This is a genomic window from Chromohalobacter sp. (assembly GCF_039830575.1).
GTDB lineage: Bacteria > Pseudomonadota > Gammaproteobacteria > Pseudomonadales > Halomonadaceae > Chromohalobacter > Chromohalobacter israelensis.
The window spans coordinates 22378-41690 of the sequence record NZ_JBDOOX010000018.1 but is presented as its reverse complement, the minus strand read 5'-3'; the positions used below and the strand labels follow the sequence as shown (position 1 = coordinate 41690).

Sequence of the window (19313 nt, the reverse complement as noted above, 5' to 3'; positions counted from 1 at the left end):
TGTCATGCCAGTTACAACTTTAAGGCGAGAAGCTGGACTACATCGCCAGACCCTGTGTGGTAGATCCCTTCCGTAACGTTTCGAGTCAACTCTCGACCAATAATGATGTTGAAGTCCGTGAAATGGGTGCGCAGTTCGCCCAACGTGAACATGAATTCTGGATCCGAAGGGCCTCCGGTGTTCCTTGTCGACTGCGACGGAAGATACCCTTCCAGGATGAAATATCCGCCTCTTTTCAAGCCTTTCTTCACGATTTCGTAGCTTTTTAGCCGAACGGGTTTGGGCGTGTGAGCCCAAATCATGGTAATGAGGTCGAAGGTATTCGGTTCGGGCTCATAGTCGTTCAGGTCGGCTTGTCGTGTCACGATGTCGACCTGTCTGTCAGCTGCCAGACGATTCGCCTTTTCCAGCCCAACGGCAGACTGATCCATAGCCACCACCTCATAGCCGAGGCTCGCCAAAAAGACGGCATTCCTGCCTTCTCCTTCGGCAAGGCAGAGTGCCTTCCCCTGGTGTTGTGTAGCAATCTTTTCTATAGCTTGTGTCAAGAATTGGTTTGGCTGGTCTCCATAGGCATAGTCAGTTGCATCATACCTTTCGTCCCATTTTCTTGAGCTGCGGGTGTCATCTTTTCTCATGTTTAAGCACCTCTTGTATGAATGAATTCAACGATTAGCTTCTTGCTGGTTCGCTCAATATAGTTTGTCGCTTGTTCGGGTAAAGGACATCCATGACGCTGTTATTTTCTCTCTCATTTGAAAATGAGAGAAGTATTCAGGGTGAAAGTAAAAAAGCTGAAAAAAATCAGGGATCGAAACGCTCCAGACTGCGGTCGAGCGTGGCACGTGAAAGCTCACCGAAATGAGTGTCGACGAGCTGGCCGTCGCCGTTGTAGTAGAGTGTGGTTGGCATGGCCATGGCACCCACCTTCCGGCCGAAGGCCATGTTCGGATCGCGATAGAGATGATCGAGCGAGAGGGACTCCCGTTGCAGAAACGTCTCGACGGCGTCGACGCTCTCGCCCTGATTGACGAACACGAACGCCACGTCGTCCCGCTCCTGCTGGGCCTTTTCCAGCATCGGCATCTCGCGCCGGCAGGGCGGGCACCAGCTCGCCCAGAGATTGACCACCATGGGGCGATCGGTCTCTTGCCGTACAGCGGGCAGGGTCACTTGAGATCCATCGAGATCCGCCAACGGCACCGTGGGCAGGTTCGCACCGCGGGGGGCCATCAGCATCAATGCGCCAGCCGTTATCGACCACGCCAACGCTCCCGACAGAACCGCGGCGACCAATGGTCGACGTACAGCCCGATGCCGCCAGAAACGCCAGGCCAGATAGGCGAAGGCGATAATCAGACCCGCCAACGGCTCGAAACCGCGATCCCGGATGTCGAACCAGGACCAGAAGGTGTCGTAGCTCTCCCAGTAGCGGGCCACGAAAACGATTCGTGCGCCGATTACGCCGACCAACAAGGCATTGAACAGGAGGTCGCCGACATTGACCTGTCGGCGGCGGCCCACCCAGGCGCCCACGATCAGCGCGACGACAAGAGCGAGGATGAACAAAAGCAGACCCAGGCTCATGCCCAAGGGACCCATTGCGATACTACGGTCGAGTGGGTTCATGATCAGCCCTCCCTGGAATCTTTGACGCTCTGCCTAGCCTGCTCATAGCGATCGAGAAACGCCTCGGCATCCAGTTCACCGATGATACGGGCGCCACGCTGCTCCTGGCCATTCGGGCCAAACCACATCAAGGTCGGCGGTCCCACGATATCGAAGTGCTGCATGATGGCCTGGTCCTCGGCATCGTAATCCGTGACGTCGACGCTCAAGCGTTGCACGTTTTGGATTTCATTCTTGACGGTTGGGTCGCTGAATACTTCCTGCTCGATGACCTCACAGGACACACACCAATCTGCGGTAAATTCGATCAGTGTCATCTGGCCGCTGTTGGCTGCGGCCTGGATACGGCGTTTCAGCGTGTCCAGGTCGTCCACGTCATCGAACGCGATAGGTCCCGTCTCATTGACGTCTTGGGAGGCCGTTGCCATATCGCTCGGAGCATAGACCGACAGCGGCCGCCAGGGGTCGTCAGCGCCACCGGCGGCCCCGATCATGATCAACGCGCTCCACAGACCGATGATGGCAGCGCTGGCTGTTGCGACTTGGGGCAGGACGCCACCCGTGCCGTTGTTTCGCGCCATGGACGCCAGAGAGATCGCGACGCCGAGGCCTAGGGCACCCCACAGGCCAAGCTCTATGGCATCAGGGATAATTCGGGCAATGAACCAGATCGCCATGCCCAGCAGCACGAAGCCGAACAGCGCCTTGACACGTGTCATCCAGGTACCGGGCTTGGGCAACAACTGGCTGCCAAGCGTGCCGATCAGCACCAGCGGGGTACCCATGCCGAGACCCAGCGCCAATAGAGCCGCGCCACCAAGCCAGGGGTTGCCGGTCTCGGCAATGAAAAGCAGGGCGCCAGCCAAAGGCGCGGTCATGCAAGGACCGACCAGCAGCGCGGAGAGAACGCCCATGACGGCGACACCCTTGAAGCGTCCCCCGCGCTGTTTGGACATCCCGGCATCCAGACGTCGACGCAGCGCTACCGGCAGTTCGAGCTCAAAGACGCCGAACATAGCGAGTGCCAGCACCACGAATAGCACCGAGAAGATACCGATGAACCAGACATTCTGAAACAGTATTTGCAGGTTCGCACCGGCCATGGCGGCGGCGACACCCAGTATCGCGTAGGTCGCGGCCATGGGCAGAACGTAGGTAAGGGAGAGCAGGAATCCGGTGGTACGCTGATTCCTCCCGCTACTACGCTGACCGACGATCAGGCTCGAGAGAATGGGAATCATCGGCAGCACGCAAGGCGTAAACGTCAGTAAGAGACCCATGCCGAAGAAGGCAAGCAGCGCCCAGATCCAGTTGCCATTGGCGAGCCGTGCTGCCAACTGCTGATCTTCTGCCATTTCCGCCTCTGTCTGGGGTTGAGAGGTGGGAATTGGCGCGTCAGATGAGGAAGTTGTGGGCGATGCGTTCGGGGAATCGGCTGAGACATTCGTGTCCGCCGCGTTAGCCTCTGCGGTGCTGCTCCTCGAAGTGAGGGTGTCGGATTCCAGATCGAAGGTTCGTTGCTGTGGGGGATAGCAGAGACCAGCATCGGCACAACCCTGCCAATGAAGAGTGATGGTATCGGCATCCCCGATCTGTGTGGTCATGCTCACCGTATTGCGGTAGATCTCGGAACGACCGAAGTACTCGTCCTCGATCTTCTTCCCATCGGGGATGTCGAGGGAAAGTTCGCGCCCGCCCGCCTGTGCAGAGAAGCTGTGGCGATAGAGGTAGTAACCGGGCTCGATTTGCCAGTCGATTTCTAGCTTGTCACCGTCCTGTACCAGCGTCGGTTTGAAGGCCTGGTCCGGCGGCAGAAAATCACCTTGTTGTCCGAATGGCGACTGAGCCGTGGCTGATGCGGCGAAGCTTAGTAACGCCAACAGCAGTACCCACCTCATGAGAATTGATGGCATAGGTCCGGGCCTCTCTTTCATCCTTGGTCGCATTTCCCGTTCTCTTGGGCCTCATCCTGAAACTCATTGAGTGATGGCCATACGGAAAAATGGTGCATCGCGTTGTCAGGGGCGTGGTGAGCCCATGACGGCGTGCATCTTGTCGTCGCCGGGCATGCCTTGAGTGACCTCCAGCTGACCGTCGCGATGATAGACGATCGCCGGCGTGCCCCGCAGGCCCAGCTCGCGCATGAGAGTGTTGTTGTCCTGAACCTGCTGCTCGATGTCGGCCGGTTGGGCGGACGGGGCCACTTCGTCGCCGCGATTGTGTGCCGCGAAGGCGGCGGCAGGATCGGCGGCGCCCAGCAACGTGGCTGCCTTGGCCGGGCTATCGGACTTGAGAACGCCGATCATGATATGTCGCAGTTGCACTTCGCCGGCCTCGACCCAGGGGCGTGCGGCGTCCCAGAAGCGCTTGCAGTACGGGCAGTTGGGATCGGTGAAGACGTACACCGTGCGCGGAGCGCTGCGGTCGCCATCAAGAATCCAGTGACTGTCCTCGAGGCGTTGCCAGACGGCGGCGTCCTGTGGCCCCTTGACGAATTCGTCGAGCGGCTCGCTCGACAGGTTGTTGCCCTCGGCATCGACGAGGTTGCCGACGATGGCATGCTGGCCGTTCGCGGTGACGTAGATCGCCACCGGCTGGCCTTGCGCACTGGCGGCATAACCGGTGAGGCCGTCGGGAGCCTCGAAGCGCTCGTGTACCGTCAGTCCTTGGTCGACGAGCGCCTCGATGGGAGCGGGAAGATTGTCGGGCTGAGCCCATATGGGAGTGCTGCCCAAAGCCAGAGCAGTAATGAGGCCGAGTCGGGCACCATGGTGGAAAGGCTTCATGAGAAGCTCCTCTCAATGCAATAGGAAAAGACGCTAGTCAGCAATGCTATGTCTTGCTCAAGTTACCGGGATGGGATTAGCCGAGCATTAAACGTTTCCGTCTGACGGCGCGCGAGGCTTGCCAAGTGCGCGCGGACGCGATGAAGTAGAAGACATCGACGGTCGGGAGGGCGCCATCATGACACGCTGGGATACCTGGATCTCGCGGCAGATGCCGAGCGATGTAGCACCGCCCATCGATATCGCGCCGCCCGCTGGCGGTGAGCTGAGCCAATGGCTGCCGCTGGCATGGGGGACCTACCGGGCGCTGTTTCAATGGACGACGCCCAGCGCGCAGGCGACCTCGGCGAATGCCGGCCTGCTGCGTGCGGTACGGGCGGTGAACCTGTTCGCCGCGGCCGAGGTGCCCGTCGAGCGGCGTCACATGGTCGTGGTCGCCTCGGGCGCGGCCACCCCCTGTCTGCTCGAAGACACCGCCTACGCGCGTCAGCATGGCCTGCCCGCTGACACGGGCAACCCGAATCGCGCCCTGATCGAGGCCCTGCAGCGCGAGGGCGTGGTGATCATGGCCCCTGCCTGCAGGCCTGGCATGGCCAAGGCTTCGCCGACATTGCCGCGCTGGCCGATGTCGAATGGGCGCAGTCGAGCATGACGGTGGGGATCGCGCTGCAGAACGCCGGCTTCGCCCTGGTGACGGTGTAGCCTCAGCGTCGTTCGCCGCCCAGTTGTGCGTAGGCGACGTCGCGGCGGAGCACGAAAACGTCGATACCCGCTTCGTCGACCGCCTCGATCAGGCGCTCGGCCAATGCCTTTTCCAGCACGAACGCGAGTTCGACGGGCTGGTCGGCCAGTTCGAAAAAATGCGCCGAGTGCGTGCGACCGTTGGCGCCGGTACCCTCACTGTCCATGCGTTGCGTCATGCGCGTGATGCCGAGCTTTTTGGCGCATGCCGCCACGGCATCGATCACCGGCTTGCCGTGGTGCCGGCGTGATTGCGGTGCCATGAAAATGACTTCGTCACCGTGTTGCCATGCATTCATTTGATGATACCTCCCAACTGCTTGAGGGCGCCGAAGGTGGCGATGCCCAGGCCGGTCATCGCCAGCGATCCCGCGACGTGCACGGCGATGCCCGTCAACGCCATGGCGTACCGTCCGGCCTGCAGGTTGCCGAACATCTCGGCGGAAAACGTCGAGAAGGTCGTCAGTGCACCGAGAAAGCCGGTCACCACGAACAGGCGCCATTCCGGTGAAAGCTGCGGCAGCTGGGCGAACAGGGCAATGGCGATGCCGATCAACCAGGCGCCCAGCCAGTTGGCCGCCAGTGTACCGGGGGGCAGGGCAGGGAAAAGGGCATTGAGCCACATGCCGAGTAGCCAGCGCAGGTTGGCGCCGAGGGCGGCGCCGGCACCGATCGCCACGAGGGAAAGCCACATGTGTGTTCGCATTCCTGTCGAGAATGAATGAACGAGATGCGGCGTGCCGAAAGACGGATAGCGAATGCCTGCACACGACGCACCTCGGGTGCGTTGGCAGGCATCATTAGCGCTGGCGGCCGGTGGTCGAGACGTCATGGTCTCGGATCACGCCAGGCGGTTTGTCGCGGTGGCACCGCACATGACGGGGCTCGGCGACCGGAGGAATGCCATCTCCGGCATTCACTCTACCCAGCGCCTGTCGCGTCGGCAAGTGCTTCAATCCGCGCCGGGGCGCTGTACCAGCCAGAGGCTGCGGTAGGGGCGCAACTCGCGTGGTGCCGAGGCATCCCAGGGCGCGTCGGCCAGCAGGTCGTACCAGCTGCCTTCGTCCAGTTCGGCCACCTCCAGGGGCTGGCGCTTGTCGGTGACGTTGTAGATCGCGAGCAGACGGCGGCCATCGTCGAGCGGGCCACGTTGCACGGCGAACAGTGTCGGAGGCGTGGTCACGATGCGCTGCGCCGCCTGAGGGTGGAAGCAGGGCTCCTGGGCACGCAGCTTGAGACGTCGGCGCAAGGCCAAAAAGACCTCGCGCGTGGGCGTATTGCGGCTGTCGAGCAACTCATCGAGTTCTTCCTTCTGCCAGCGGCGCCGGTTGATGGTGCGCAACTGGCCGCTGCGCTCGACCCCTTCATGGTCGTTGAGGGTGGCGGTCAGGCAGTGGAAGTAGATGCCGGGGATGCCTTGCAGGGCCAGCATCAGATGCTGGCTGCACAGGAAGCGTTCCACCTGCCAGGGGTCGGCGCCTCTTCGTGTGCCGCGCAGGGCGTCGAAATAGGTGATGTTGACTTCGTAGGGGGAGTCCTTGCCGTCGGCGTCGGCCTTCATGCTCACGTAGCCCCCGAAGCGATGCATGAGCTCGAGCATCGCTTCGATCTCGTGGGGCGGCAGCAGGCCCTCCAGGGCTCGCACGCCGATGCCGTCATGGCTGGCGGTGAAATTGAAGTAGGTGCATCCCGGCGGCAGCGAGGGCAGGCTGCGCGCCCAGGCCTCCAGCGCCGTGGCGTCGCCGCTGGTCAGGGTATGCACCAGCAGGGGCGGCAACGTGAACTGGTAGATCATGTGCGCTTCGTCGGGCTGCGCGGTCGCGTCCGGCGATGCGGTCGCCAACCGTTCGAGGCCGAAATAGCTCATGTTCTCGCGGTGCGGGACGTTGGTTTCGGTGATCAGCAGGGTGCCGGGGGCGAGGTGATCGAGAACGGCGCGCAGCAGGCGCACCACGGCATGCGTTTCCGGCAGATGAATGCAGGCGGTGCCGACCTGCTTCCACAGATAGGCGATGGCGTCGAGGCGGATGATGCGCGCGCCTTGCGCCACGTAATAGAGCATGATGCCGATGAATTCGATGAGCACATCGGGATTGGCGAAGTTCAGGTCGATCTGGTCTTCGGAGAAGGTGGCCCACAGGTAGCGCGTGCCCCGGCGCGTGGAGACCGGCACCAGCAGCGGCGAATTGCGCGGGCGCGTGACTTGCGACAGGTCGGTGGCGGGGTCCATTTCAATGAAATAGTCGCGGCCCGGCTGCGTGCCCGCGAGGTAGTCGACGAACCACAGCGATTCCCGCGAGACATGATTGATCACCAGGTCGACCATCAGGTCGCCGTGACGGGCCAGGCGGCGAATGTCGTCCCAGTCGCCCAGCGCAGGGTTGACCTCGCGATAATGAATGACCGAAAACCCGTCGTCGCTGCTCCAGGGGAAGAACGGCAGGACGTGCACGCCGCTGAAGGTATCCGCGAGCCGGGTCTCCAAAAATTCGTCGAGCACTTGCAGCGGAGGGCGTTCGCCGTCGAGCAGGAGGTCGCCGTAGGTGATGAGCAATTGGTCGCGCTCGCTCCACAATGGACGCGGGCGTTCGGGAATCGCACCGCGCTGGTGCGCCACCAGTCGCTGCAATCGGCGCAGCACCTCGTCGGCGCGAGGGCCGTAGATCTCGTTCAGGCGTGCCCGAGCGCGGTCGACGAACTCGGCTTCATCGAGTTGACGCTGCGGAGCGTGGGACATGGGGTGGGGCATCGACGGCTCCTCGCGAGAATCGGGGGTTCGCACGCCAGAATTGTTGCAGAAGTCGTGCCATGCTCGGCGAAGACTGCCGTTTTGCCGGGCATGGTGGCCCGCGCACGCCAGCCCCTGGCCGACGTGCGCGGGCGGGGAAGGGTCATTTCTTCACGATGCGGTAGAGCCCCAGGAGGATGATGGCCCCGAGCACGGCGATGGCGAAGCTGCCGAGGTTGAAGCCATCCACCGTGCCGAAGCCCAGCGCGGTACCGATCCAGCCGCCGACGATGGCGCCGAGTACCCCGAGGATGAGGCTGACGATGAGGCCGCCGGGATCGCGGCCCGGCATGATGAGCTTGGCGACGATACCGGCCAGCAGGCCGAAGACGATCCATGCGATGATGCCCATGACGGTTCCTCCAGGCGATTCCTTGTCAATGAAGGGGGTGCTTGCGACGCAAGCGTCGCGTTATGAGCGTGGTCCGGGTGGCCACGGTGTGCAAGCGAGTTTCCGCTTGCCCGGCGTAAAGGCTACAATGGCCGATGATCTTGACCGTGATGTGACGACTGAAGGTCGTTCGGATGCCCCGTCGCGGTTTCGATCACGACGCCCCTGATCCTCGATAGCCAACCGCGGATGCGCCACGATGCATTGTCCCTTTTGTGGAAAGTACGACACCAAGGTGACCGATTCGCGCCTCGTCGCCGAGGGGGACCAGGTGCGTCGGCGTCGCCAGTGCAACGACTGCGGCGAGCGTTTCACCACCTACGAGACGGCGGAACTGGTCATGCCCCGCGTGATCAAGGGCGATGGCTCGCGGGAAACCTTCGACGAACGCAAGTTGCGCGCCGGCATGCTGCGTGCGCTGGAGAAACGTCCGGTCAGCGCCGAGTCCATCGAAGCGGCGGTCGAGCGCATTCGCCAGCGTCTCCGTGCCCGTGGCGAGCGCGAAATCGAGGCGCGCGAGATCGGCGAGGAGGTCATGCGCTCGCTCAAGCGGCTCGACCAGGTCGCCTACATCCGCTTCGCCTCGGTCTATCGTCGCTTCCAGGACCTGGATGAGTTCCGCGCCGAGATCGATCGTCTGGCGCAGGAACCCAGCTTTTCGCCGGATGATGCCGACAAACGCTGACGCGGCTTGCCGCGACGCGTCAATGCCTCAGGAGGTTTGATGACTCCGCCGTCCCCCGAAGCCTGCATGGCGCGTGCGCTGCAGTTGGCGCGCCATGGCCTCTATACCACGCATCCCAATCCGCGTGTCGGCTGCGTCGTGGTCAATGCCGGCCGCATCGTCGGTGAGGGATACCACGCCTATGCCGGCGGCCCGCATGCCGAGGTGCATGCCTTGCGCGAGGCGGGCGACGCCGCCGCGGGCGCCACGGTCTACGTGACACTGGAGCCCTGTTCCCACCATGGCCGCACGCCGCCCTGTGCCCAGGCGTTGATCGATGCCGGCGTGCGCCGTGTCGTGGTCGCCATGGTCGATCCCAATCCCCAGGTGGCCGGGCGTGGCGTGGCCATGCTGCGCGAGGCGGGCATCGAGGTGGGCGTGGGGCTCTTGGCGACCGACGCGGAGGCGCTCAATGTCGGCTTCGTCAAGCGCATGCGCGATGGCTTGCCGTTCGTGCGCTTGAAGATGGCGATGAGCCTGGACGGGCGTACCGCCATGGCCAGCGGGGAGTCGCAATGGATCACCGGGGCGTCCGCCCGGACCGAAGTGCAGCGCTTGCGCGCGCGGGCCAGTGCGGTGATGACCGGGGTCGATTCGGTGATCTTCGACAACTCGCGGCTCACCGTGCGCGCCGATCAGCTCGCGCTCGAAGACGGCGAGGCCATCGCCCGTCGACAGCCCTTGCGCGTGGTGGTGGACTCGCGCCTGCGCTTGCCGCTGGCGGCGGCCTGTCTGCGCGAGCCGGGGCGCACCCTGGTGGCAACCTGTACCCCCGACGAGGCACGCCGCGAGGCCTTGTCGCGTGCCGGCGCCGAGGTGCTGATGCTGCCCGCCGATGAGGGCGGCCGCGTCGATCTGCGCGCGCTGCTGGCGTATCTGGCGCGCGACGAGCAGTGCAACGAGGTCCTGCTGGAAACCGGGGCGACGCTGGCCGGTGCCATGCTCGATCTCGAGGCGATCGACGAGATGCACCTGTTCGTGGCGCCGACGCTGCTCGGCGGCGAGGCACGTCCCCTGTTCGCCCTGCCGGGGCTGGAACGCATGGCGCAGCAACGTCCGCTGCACATCGACGACATTCGCGCCGTGGGCCAGGACTGGCGGATCGTGGCGCGGCCCTCGCGCAGCGCCAAGGACGAAGCGTGAGCCTTCACTCACATGGGCGCTGCCACTGGCGCGTCGGCGCGCTTGCAGGTACTCTGGGCGCCGACCTGACTGGGTGTCGGGCTGCCACGACGCCCGCGTTGTCATGCAACGACACCCCCTAGACGGCGCCGATGCCCGCGACGCATCGGTGTACGAGACGAGCATCGGAGACACCATGGCGCTTTCATCCAAACAGGGCTTGGCTTCCATCGACGCCATCGTCGAGGACATCCGCCAAGGCAAGATGGTCATTCTCATGGACGATGAGGATCGCGAGAACGAAGGCGATATCATCATGGCCGCCGAGTGCGTCGACGCCGAGCACATCAATTTCATGGCGCGCTACGCCCGCGGCCTGATCTGCCTGCCGATGACCCGGGAGCGTTGCGAACGCCTCGAACTGCCCTTGATGGTCCGCGACAACGGCTCCGGTTTCGGTACCAAGTTCACCGTTTCCATCGAAGCCGCGCGCGGCGTGTCCACGGGGATCTCCGCCTCCGACCGTGCTCGCACCGTACGGGCGGCGGCGGCGCGCGACGCCGTGGCCGCGGATATCGTCCAGCCAGGGCATATCTTTCCGCTGATGGCCGAGCCGGGTGGCGTGTTGCGGCGCGCCGGGCACACCGAGGCGGCATGCGACCTGGCCGCCATGGCCGGTTTCGAACCGAGCGGCGTGATCTGCGAGGTCATGAACGATGACGGCAGCATGGCGCGTCGCGACGAGCTCGAACGTTTCGCCGCCGAGCATGACATCAAGATCGGCACCATCGCCGATCTGATTCACTACCGTATTCACCACGAGCGCACCGTCGACGAGGTCGAGCGCAGCGTCGTCGATACCGCTTTCGGCGAGTTGACCCTGCACGTCTTCCGCGACCGCATCCAGAATACGCACCATCTGGCGCTGGTGAAGGGCACCCCGCGCACCGAGTCGCCGACCACCGTACGTGTGCACATCGCCGATACGCTGCGCGACCTGCTGATGCTGACCAGGCCGGATAGCCACAGCTGGACCGCTGCCAGTGCCCTGGCCCAGATCGCCGAAGCCGACGCGGGCGTGTTCGTGCTGCTGGATGATGGTCGACCACGGCTCGATCTGAAAGACCAGCTCGACGTGCTGCTCGGACGCAAGCCGGCCCCGCGTTCCAGCGAGTCCGATGGCGCCGGCAATTACCTGACCATCGGCACCGGCTCGCAGATTCTGCGCCAGTTGGGCGTGGGGCAGATGCGGCTGTTGAGTTCGCCGTGGAAGTTCTCCGCGCTTTCCGGTTTCGACCTCGAGGTCGTCGAACGGGTGGGTGGCGATACCCCCGAGAGCGACCAGCCGGTAGAATAGGTCTTCATCCATTCGACCGCCGCGCCCTGGGGCGCCGGCGGCCGGGCGTGCCGGTCGCAAGCGACGGCCGCGGACGCGGCCCGAGGGTCGCGTCATGGCGGCGTAAGCGATCACTTCACTGGCACGTACCGACATAGCTGATATATCGTGCGCGAAGTTTCGCGCTTCCAGACCCGGGATTTGACAATGCAACCGATCTCTCAAGTCGAGGGTGGCTACACCGATGTCGATGGCCGTTATGTCATCGTCGTGGGCCGCTTCAATCATCATGTGGTCGATAGCCTGGTGGAAGGGGCCGTGGACAGCCTCGTCCGTCATGGCGTGGACGAAGAAAACGTCGACATCATCCACGTGCCCGGCGCCTGGGAACTGCCACTGGCCGTCAAGCGTGCCCTGCGGGTACTCAAGCCCGATGCCGTCATCGCCCTGGGCGCGGTGATTCGGGGCGGTACGCCGCATTTCGAGTACGTGGCGGGTAACTGCAACAGCGCGCTGAGCAGTTTGCAGCTGGAGTCCGACACGCCCATCGCCAATGGCGTGCTGACCGTCAACTCCATCGAGCAGGCCATCGAGCGCGCCGGGACCAAGGCCGGCAACAAGGGCGCCGAGGCCGCCATGGCGGCGATGGAAATGGTCTCGCTGTTCAAGCGCTTCGGGGGTGAGGCATGAGCCAGACGCCACGTGAGGCGACCCCGGCTCAGCAATCGCGGCGTGCGGCGCGTGAGCTGGCGGTGCAGGGACTCTACCAATGGCAGATGACCGGCAAGTCGATCACGGCGGTGGAGTCGGAGTTCCGGGCGCAGATTGCCGATGAGGACCTCGAAGACCACGAGAACTGGCACAAGGTCATGGGAATCGCCGACCTGGCGCTGTTCCATGAGCTGCTGCACAACGTGGCCGCCGACCGCGAGGCCATCGACAAGACCATCGCGCCGTTGCTCGACCGGCGTCTCGAGGACCTCGACCGTATCGAGCTGGCGATTCTGCGGCTGGGCGCCTACGAGCTGAAGTATCGCCTCGAGGTGCCGTACCGTGCGGTGATCAACGAAGGCATCGAACTGGCCAAGGCGTTCGGCGCCACCGATGGCCACAAGTATGTCAACGGTATTCTCGACAAGCTGGCGAGTCGCTTGCGGAGTGCCGAGGTCGCTGCGCGCCGTCGCTGACATGTTGGGTGAATTCGACATCATCGCGCGTTATTTCACCACGCCCGATAGCGAACCGCCGATGCCCGGCGTGGCGCTGGGCGTCGGCGACGATTGCGCCCTGTTGAGTCCGGAGGCCGGTCACGAACTGGCGCTGAGCGTGGATACCTCGGTGGTCGACGTGCACTTTCCCGGCGATGCGCCGCCCGAGGCCATCGGGCATCGCGCGCTGGCCGTCGCACTTTCCGATCTGGCGGCGATGGGGGCGCGTCCGCGGGGGTGTCTGATGGCGCTGACGCTCTCGCACGCCGAGCCCGACTGGCTGGAACGTTTCGCCCACGGGTTTCGCGAACTCGGCCGGCGCACCGCGACGCCGCTCATCGGCGGCGATGTCACACGCGGCTCTCTGTCGATCGGGGTCACCGTGATCGGCGATGTACCTGCCGGCCAGGCGTTGCGCCGTACCGGCGCGGCCCCGGGCGAGCGTCTGGCGGTGACGGGGTCGCTGGGCGGCGGTCACGCCGGGTTGCGCATGTGGCAGGCGGGTGGTCACGATCTCGCGGACCCCCTGCTGGCCGCCTATCTGACGCCCACGCCGCAGCTCGCTGCCGGTCAGGCCCTGCGTGGCCTGGCCTCGGCGGGGCTGGACATTTCCGACGGGCTTCTGGCCGATCTCGGTCATCTGTGCCGGGCTTCGGGGGTGGGGGCCGTCCTGTCGCCCGATGACCTGCCGCTTGCGCCTTCCCTCGACATGACCCTGGGCCGCGAGGCCGCATTGCATGCCGCGCTCAACGGCGGCGACGATTATCAACTGCTGGTCAGCGTGCCGGATGCCGCCTGGGCGGATGCCCAGCAACGTTGCGCCGCGTGCGATGTCGCCTTGACCGAGATCGGGCGGGTCGCCGCCGAGCCGGGCATACGAGGCATTCCCGAGACGCTCCAAGGAGTGGGATGGCAGCACTTCACAGGAGGCGCCTCATGAATCGCGCGCCACGCAGCGTCTGGCGTCGCCCTTCGCATTTTCTGGCCTTCGGGCTTGGCAGCGGGGCGATTCCCTTTGCACCGGGAACCTTCGGCACCTTGGCGGCGATCCCGTTTTACTGGCTGCTGTCGGGGTTGACCCTCGAGTGGTACCTGGGACTGGTGGGCATTGCCTCGCTGCTGGGCATTTGGCTATGCGACAAGACTTCCCGCGACCTGGGGGTGCATGATCACTCCGGCATCGTCTGGGATGAGTTCGTCGGCTACTGGCTCACCATGGCGGCGGTGCCTTTTTCCTGGGAGGCGGCGCTATGGGGGTTCGTGGTGTTCCGGGTCTTCGACATCATCAAGCCGTGGCCGATTCGCTGGGTCGACCGCCGCGTGGCGGGCGGCTTCGGGATCATGTTCGATGACGTGCTGGCCGGCGTCTATGCCTGGAGCACCATGCACCTGTGGTTTTGGCTGCACTGAAGAGCGCTTGCCCCGAGCGGTGCTGGCGGCCTTGAGTCTGGCGTGCCGCACGCTTGCGCCCCGGACATGAAAAAGCGCCTCGACCCTTGGGTCGAGGCGCTTTTCGTTGTGCGCCAGGCATGGCGCGCAGCGCCAGACTGGCGCTGTTCCCGAGGGTGGTGCCTCGGGATGATTTGGGGGTGAAAGTCCCCTGTACGCCCGGCAAGGGGAAGTACTAGCCGACGGCAAGGGTGTCTTCTGCGAGGGAGAATCCGAAGGAAGCCCGAGGCAAAACGCTGGCCTGACGAACAGGAAGCGGATATGAGGCGTCCTGGCGGGGTGAGGTGGCAACGATCACCAACGCCCGGTACTTGCACGAAACGCCATGACGTACATCCGACAGGCATAAGCGGGAAGGTCGCGCGTCTTACCCTGGGAGGTCTGGTGGTCTGCCACAGTGCTACCGGCGTCGAAAGGCGACGGGAGGGGCCATCAGACGTCAGCCAAGGCCATAGTAAGGGCCGGTTCACCTCGGCACCAAGGGCCGAACATGAAGAACCGCGAGTAGGCGATGACGTCTCGAGGATTGATCGTGAAGACAGCAATGGGCGCTAACACCGCCACCCACCCAGAGGGGCCGGGGTGGAACCCCGCGCCCCAGCCGGTGGGCGTCGAGACGGTCCCGGCGTCGTCATCGTGGACGAAAGCGGAGCCCGCCCCGCTCATGGAAGCCGTGGTAGAGAAGGCCAACATGGCGCGGGCTTACCGTAGGGTGGTCACCAACAAAGGGGCGCCGGGTGCCGATGGCATGACGGTGGACCAGTTGACCGACCACCTGAAACAGTACTGGCCGACGCTGCGCGAGCGGCTGCTGGCCGGTGAGTACCACCCCAGCCCGATCCGAGCCGCCAAGATCCCCAAGCCCAAGGGCGGGACCCGACAGCTCGGCATTCCCACGGTCACCGACCGACTGATCCAGCAGGCGCTGCTGCAGGTGTTGACGCCGATCTTCGATCCGGGCTTTTCCGCATCAAGCTACGGCTATCGCCCCGGGCGCAGTGCTCAGCAGGCTGTTTCGGCCATGAAGGCTCACGTTTCTGCCGGCCACCGCTGGGTGGTCGACCTTGACTTGGAAGCCTTCTTCGACCGGGTGAACCACGACCTGCTGATGGCGCGGATCGCGCGTCGCGTCCGCGACAAGCGGGTGTTGCGCCTGATCCGTCGCTATCTGGAAGCCGGGATGTTCCAGCACGGCTTGGCCGCGCCACGCCGACAGGGGACGCCCCAGGGCGGACCGCTGAGCCCGCTGCTGGCGAATATCCTGCTGGATGACGTGGACAAGGAACTGGAGCGCCGCGGCCACCGCTTCTGCCGCTACGCCGACGACATGCAGATCTATGTACGCAGTCGGCGAGCGGGTGAGCGCGTCATGGCCAGCCTGAGTGAGTATCTCGAGAACTCACTTCGGCTCATGGTCAACCATGCCAAAAGCACGGTGGATCGCCCCTGGCAGCGAGGCTATCTGGGGTACACGCTGACTCGGCACAAGCTGCCACGGCTGACGCTGACCCAGGCCAGCTTGCAGCGCCTGATGCAGCGTGTCCGGGAGATCCTGAAGCGTGGCAGGGGGCACAACATCCGGCGAGTCACCGAGGCGTTGGCCCCCGTCCTACGCGGCTGGGCCAGCTACTTCAGCCTCGTCGATGTGAAGCGTCCCCTGGAAGCGCTGGATCAATGGGTACGCCGACGCTTGCGCTGCGTGATTTGGCGGCAGTGGAAACGTCCAGGCACCCGGCGTCGGAAACTCCTGGCGCTAGGGTTGGACGAGCCCCGTGCCAGGAAGTCAGCGGGGAATGGGCGAGGTCCTTGGTGGAATGCGGGCGCCTCGCACATGAATCAGGCCCTGCCACGGAAGTGGTTCGAGCAGCAGGGGCTGATCTCGGTACTCGACACGGCAAGAGGGCTTAGCCGTTCTTCATGAACCGCCGTATACCGAACGGTACGTACGGTGGTGTGAGAGGACGGGGGAGGCGACTCCCCCTCCTACTCGATGCAGCAGGGCTTTCGTTGCAGCAGGGCTTCCGAGACAGTGGCGCGGCTTCAGGTCACCGGTTCGGGACTGGGCTGCGTGTCCACCAGCTTGAGGGTGTCGTGCGTGCGGCGGCGCACGTCGCGCAGCAGGTCGCCGTTGTCGGCCAGGGTCTCGGCACGAGCGGGTACGAGATCGTGCAGGCGCTGCTGCCATGCCTGGCTGGCGAACTTCTCGGGGAAGCACTGTTCGACGAGATTGAGCATGATCGAGGTGGCGGTGGAGGCGCCGGGCGAGGCGCCCAGCAGTGCCGCCAGCGAGCCGTCGCTGGCGGCCACGACCTCGGTGCCGAACTGCAGGATGCCGCCTTTCTGCGGGTCCTTCTTGATCACCTGGACGCGCTGACCGGCGACTTCGAGGCGCCAGTCGTCATTCTTGGCCATGGGATAGAACGTGCGCAGCTCGTCGACACGTTGCTCGTGCGACAGCCGTACCTGATCGATCAGGTACTTGACCAGGCTGAAGTTGTCACGCGCCACCGAGAGCATGGGGCTCAGGTTGGAGGAGCGCACGGACTTGGCCAGATCCATCACCGAGCCGGTCTTCAGGAACTTGGTGGTGAAGCCGGCGAAGGGGCCGAACAGCAGCGAGGGCGAGCCGTCGACGTTGCGCGTGTCGAGGTGCGGCACCGACATGGGAGGCGCGCCGATGGGCGCCTTGCTGTAGACCTTGGCATTGTGGCGCGAGACGATTTCGGGCTTGTCGCAGCGCAGCCATTGACCACTGACCGGAAAGCCCGCGTAGCCCTTGCCTTCGGGAATGCCGCTCTTCTGCAGAAGATGCAGCGAGGCGCCGCCGGCGCCCAGGAACACGAAGCGTGCGTTCAGGGTACGTTGGGTGTCGTCGTTGCCCGCGACCTTGAGGCGCCAGCTGCCGTCTTCATTGCGCGTCAAGTCCTCGACCGTCTGGCCGGTGGTGATGCGCACCTGTTCGTCGGGCTTTTCCTCGAGGCGAGCGAGCAATTGGCGGGTCAGCGCGCCGAAATCGACATCGGTGCCGGTGGTCACGCGTGTCGCTGCGAGCGGTTCATCGCCTTCTCGACCGTCGAGCAGCAGCGGCGCCCATTGGCCGATGACGCTGCGATCCTCGGTGTATTCCATGCCTTCGAAACAGGGGTGCTCGCGCATGGCGTGGTAGCGATCGCGCAGGAAGCGCACGTCGTCTTCGCCGCGCACGAAGCTCATGTGCGGAACGGGGTGCACGAAACGGCCGGGGTCGCCGAGATTGCCTTTCTCGACCAGGTAGCTCCAGAACTGCTTGGACTCTTCGAACAGGGTGTTGGTATGAATGGCCTTGTCGAGCGAGATCGAGCCGTCGTCGGCGCGGGGCGTATAGTTGAGTTCGCACAAGCCGGCGTGACCGGTGCCGGCATTGTTCCAGGCAAATGAGCTTTCGCTGGCGGTGCTGTCGAGACGCTCGATGATCTCGATGCGGGCATCCGGTTCCAGCTCGTGAAGCAGGGTCGCGAGCGTGGCGCTCATGACGCCCGCGCCCACGAGTACAATGTCTACTGACTCATCCATATGCGTGCCAACCATTCACGTAACCCTTACACAAGGTGCGTCGGTCAGCCGGGCAAGCGGCGTCTCGAACTGCGACCGGCGCGATGGAATTTGATGCATTGCATTATAACGGTTTTGGCCGGGAAATACTGCATCCCCAAGGTCGACTTTATGACTAATGATAAAGCCATAAGGAATCCCTTTGGCGACCGATAAACCGTCGCCGGGATCAATCGCGCAGGCTGAGAATGCGCCATCCGCGCCGCGTGGCGGCTTCACGCAAGGCGTCGTCGGGGTCGACCGCGACGGGGTGGTCGACACGCTCGAGCAGCGGCAGATCGTTATGCGAGTCGCTGTAGAACCAGGCGCCGTCCAGCGTGACGTCTTCCTCGGCCAGCCAGGCGTCGAGACGTTCGACCTTGCCTTCGCGAAAGCTGGGCGTGCCGACCACGCGGCCGGTGTAGTGGCCGGCCTCGATCTCGGGCTCGACGGCAATCAGGTCGTCGACGCCCAGGCGCTCGGCGATGGGGCCGGTGATGAAGCGGTTGGTGGCGGTGATGATCAACAGCCGATCGCCCTTGGCACGATGACGCGCCAGCAGCTCCTCGCCTCGGGTCAGGATGTGCGGCTCGATCTTGCTGGCCATGAACTGCTGGTGCCAGGCGGCCAGTTGTTCGGGCGTGTTCTCGGCCAGCGGCTTAAGGGCGAGAGCCAGGTAGGCCATGATGTCGAGCGTGCCGTCCTGATACTGCTGATAGAAGCGCTCGTTGGCGTCGCGGTAGGTCGTCGCGTCGACGGCGCCTTGCTCGATGAGGAACTCGCCCCAGGCGTGGTCGCTGTCGAGGTCCAGTAGCGTGTTGTCGAGATCGAAGATCGCCAGGCTCAAGGAAGGCTCCTTGCATCGTGCAGGGTGAAGGGGACGAGTCGTGGTGTCGAAGGGAAGGGATTATCGCAGAGTTACCGAATGTTGCCCACCGCAAGGCGTATTGATGCGCTTTCTGGCTTTGTGGAAGAATGGCTTCAACGAAGATTCATTAAGGTGATGTCCGTGATCGACGCTGACGGCTTCAGGCCCAACGTTGGCATCATCATTGCCAACCGCAGCGGACAGCTGCTCTGGGCGCGTCGTGTGGGACAGAATGCGTGGCAATTTCCGCAAGGAGGGATCAAGGCGCATGAGACACCGGAACAGGCATTGTATCGGGAACTCGAGGAAGAGATCGGCTTGACGCCGGAGGATGTCGAGATCCTGGCCTGTACGCGCGGATGGCTGCGCTACCGTCTCCCACGACGCATGGTGAGAACGCATTCGAGGCCGGTGTGCATCGGCCAGAAACAAAAATGGTTCCTGCTCAAGATCCGTTGCCGGGATAGCCGGATCTGCGTGGATTCCACCCCCAAGCCGGAGTTCGATGGCTGGCGCTGGGTGAGCTACTGGTATCCACTGGGGCAGGTCGTGCCTTTCAAGCGTGAAGTCTACCGCCGCGCCTTGCGGGAACTGGCGCCGCGCGTGCACCGCTTGGCGAACGAAGAGGGACCTTGCTAGCCGCGGGCGTGCCTCCGGCCGACGCGGCCTAGCTGGGCGGTCCCCGCCACGTTCGCCTCAGA

General features: G+C 64.0%; 20 protein-coding genes and 1 riboswitch. Of the genes, 10 read left to right on the top strand and 10 right to left on the bottom strand.

The window, feature by feature from the left end; genetic code table 11:
- Positions 1-11 precede the first annotated feature (11 nt).
- From ABGX75_RS16625 to dsbG, 4 genes are all read right to left on the bottom strand, one after another.
- Positions 12-638, bottom strand: a complete 627-nt coding sequence (locus tag ABGX75_RS16625; RefSeq protein ID WP_035413832.1) for a class I SAM-dependent methyltransferase — start codon at positions 636-638, stop codon at positions 12-14.
- Positions 639-804: 166 nt separating this feature from the next.
- Positions 805-1629 (bottom strand): prolipoprotein diacylglyceryl transferase family protein, encoded by an 825-nt coding sequence (locus ABGX75_RS16620; RefSeq protein ID WP_035413834.1) that lies wholly within the window; start codon positions 1627-1629, stop codon positions 805-807.
- A 2-nt stretch (positions 1630-1631) separates the two neighbouring features.
- A complete protein-coding gene (dsbD, locus tag ABGX75_RS16615; RefSeq protein WP_035413836.1) occupies positions 1632-3542 on the bottom strand; it encodes a protein-disulfide reductase DsbD in 1911 nt (636 codons plus the stop codon).
- A gap of 105 nt (positions 3543-3647) precedes the next feature.
- Positions 3648-4415, bottom strand: coding sequence for a thiol:disulfide interchange protein DsbG (dsbG, locus tag ABGX75_RS16610; RefSeq protein ID WP_110061970.1), 768 nt, complete (start codon positions 4413-4415; stop codon positions 3648-3650).
- A gap of 178 nt (positions 4416-4593) precedes the next feature.
- Between dsbG and ABGX75_RS16605 the strand changes: the two genes are divergently transcribed.
- Complete coding sequence (locus ABGX75_RS16605) at positions 4594-5067, top strand: hypothetical protein (protein WP_347410934.1); 474 nt, start codon at positions 4594-4596, stop codon at positions 5065-5067.
- A 52-nt stretch (positions 5068-5119) separates the two neighbouring features.
- Here ABGX75_RS16605 and ABGX75_RS16600 read toward each other — a convergent pair whose 3' ends face one another.
- The 4 genes from ABGX75_RS16600 to ABGX75_RS16585 all read right to left on the bottom strand — a co-directional run bounded on the left by ABGX75_RS16600 (position 5120) and on the right by ABGX75_RS16585 (position 8296).
- Positions 5120-5419 (bottom strand): DUF190 domain-containing protein, encoded by a 300-nt coding sequence (locus ABGX75_RS16600; RefSeq protein ID WP_240673378.1) that lies wholly within the window; start codon positions 5417-5419, stop codon positions 5120-5122.
- A gap of 32 nt (positions 5420-5451) precedes the next feature.
- Entirely contained in the window at positions 5452-5850 is a 399-nt protein-coding gene (gene crcB, locus ABGX75_RS16595; protein ID WP_011507882.1) for a fluoride efflux transporter CrcB, read from the bottom strand.
- A gap of 90 nt (positions 5851-5940) precedes the next feature.
- Positions 5941-6076, bottom strand: a riboswitch (Fluoride riboswitch).
- Between the two features lie 32 nt (positions 6077-6108).
- A complete protein-coding gene (locus tag ABGX75_RS16590; protein ID WP_035413840.1) occupies positions 6109-7905 on the bottom strand; it encodes a sugar phosphorylase in 1797 nt (598 codons plus the stop codon).
- Between the two features lie 142 nt (positions 7906-8047).
- Complete coding sequence (locus ABGX75_RS16585; RefSeq protein WP_011507880.1) at positions 8048-8296, bottom strand: GlsB/YeaQ/YmgE family stress response membrane protein; 249 nt, start codon at positions 8294-8296, stop codon at positions 8048-8050.
- Between the two features lie 238 nt (positions 8297-8534).
- Between ABGX75_RS16585 and nrdR the strand changes: the two genes are divergently transcribed.
- From nrdR to ltrA, 8 genes are all read left to right on the top strand, one after another.
- Positions 8535-9020, top strand: coding sequence for a transcriptional regulator NrdR (nrdR, locus tag ABGX75_RS16580; RefSeq protein ID WP_011507879.1), 486 nt, complete (start codon positions 8535-8537; stop codon positions 9018-9020).
- 39 nt (positions 9021-9059) lie between these two features.
- On the top strand, positions 9060-10202 hold the full coding sequence (ribD, locus tag ABGX75_RS16575) for a bifunctional diaminohydroxyphosphoribosylaminopyrimidine deaminase/5-amino-6-(5-phosphoribosylamino)uracil reductase RibD (RefSeq protein WP_052046708.1): 1143 nt from the start codon (positions 9060-9062) through the stop codon (positions 10200-10202).
- 175 nt (positions 10203-10377) lie between these two features.
- Positions 10378-11538, top strand: coding sequence for a bifunctional 3,4-dihydroxy-2-butanone-4-phosphate synthase/GTP cyclohydrolase II (gene ribBA / locus ABGX75_RS16570; protein ID WP_347410935.1), 1161 nt, complete (start codon positions 10378-10380; stop codon positions 11536-11538).
- Between the two features lie 186 nt (positions 11539-11724).
- Positions 11725-12207, top strand: coding sequence for a 6,7-dimethyl-8-ribityllumazine synthase (gene ribE, locus ABGX75_RS16565; RefSeq protein WP_011507876.1), 483 nt, complete (start codon positions 11725-11727; stop codon positions 12205-12207).
- Positions 12204-12704 carry a transcription antitermination factor NusB gene (gene nusB / locus ABGX75_RS16560; protein WP_011507875.1) on the top strand — a complete coding sequence of 167 codons (501 nt, stop codon included), beginning with the start codon at positions 12204-12206 and terminating at the stop codon, positions 12702-12704. The genes ribE and nusB overlap by 4 nt, the downstream gene beginning before the upstream one ends.
- 1 nt (position 12705) lies before the next feature.
- Positions 12706-13665, top strand: coding sequence for a thiamine-phosphate kinase (thiL, locus tag ABGX75_RS16555; protein ID WP_347410936.1), 960 nt, complete (start codon positions 12706-12708; stop codon positions 13663-13665).
- Positions 13662-14135, top strand: coding sequence for a phosphatidylglycerophosphatase A (locus ABGX75_RS16550; RefSeq protein WP_011507873.1), 474 nt, complete (start codon positions 13662-13664; stop codon positions 14133-14135). Before thiL ends, ABGX75_RS16550 begins: the two co-directional genes overlap by 4 nt.
- A 703-nt stretch (positions 14136-14838) precedes the next feature.
- Positions 14839-16095: a group II intron reverse transcriptase/maturase gene (ltrA, locus tag ABGX75_RS16545; protein WP_347410937.1), complete on the top strand. Its 1257-nt coding sequence runs from the start codon at positions 14839-14841 to the stop codon at positions 16093-16095.
- 119 nt (positions 16096-16214) lie between these two features.
- Here the strand turns inward: ltrA and mqo are convergent, their stop codons facing one another.
- Together mqo and ABGX75_RS16535 are read right to left on the bottom strand one after the other, a co-directional pair.
- A complete protein-coding gene (gene mqo / locus ABGX75_RS16540; protein ID WP_347410938.1) occupies positions 16215-17741 on the bottom strand; it encodes a malate dehydrogenase (quinone) in 1527 nt (508 codons plus the stop codon).
- 193 nt (positions 17742-17934) lie between these two features.
- A complete protein-coding gene (locus ABGX75_RS16535; protein ID WP_347410939.1) occupies positions 17935-18591 on the bottom strand; it encodes an HAD family hydrolase in 657 nt (218 codons plus the stop codon).
- 162 nt (positions 18592-18753) lie between these two features.
- Between ABGX75_RS16535 and ABGX75_RS16530 the strand changes: the two genes are divergently transcribed.
- Positions 18754-19251 (top strand): RNA pyrophosphohydrolase, encoded by a 498-nt coding sequence (locus ABGX75_RS16530; RefSeq protein WP_035415254.1) that lies wholly within the window; start codon positions 18754-18756, stop codon positions 19249-19251.
- The last annotated feature ends 62 nt before the right edge of the window (positions 19252-19313 follow it).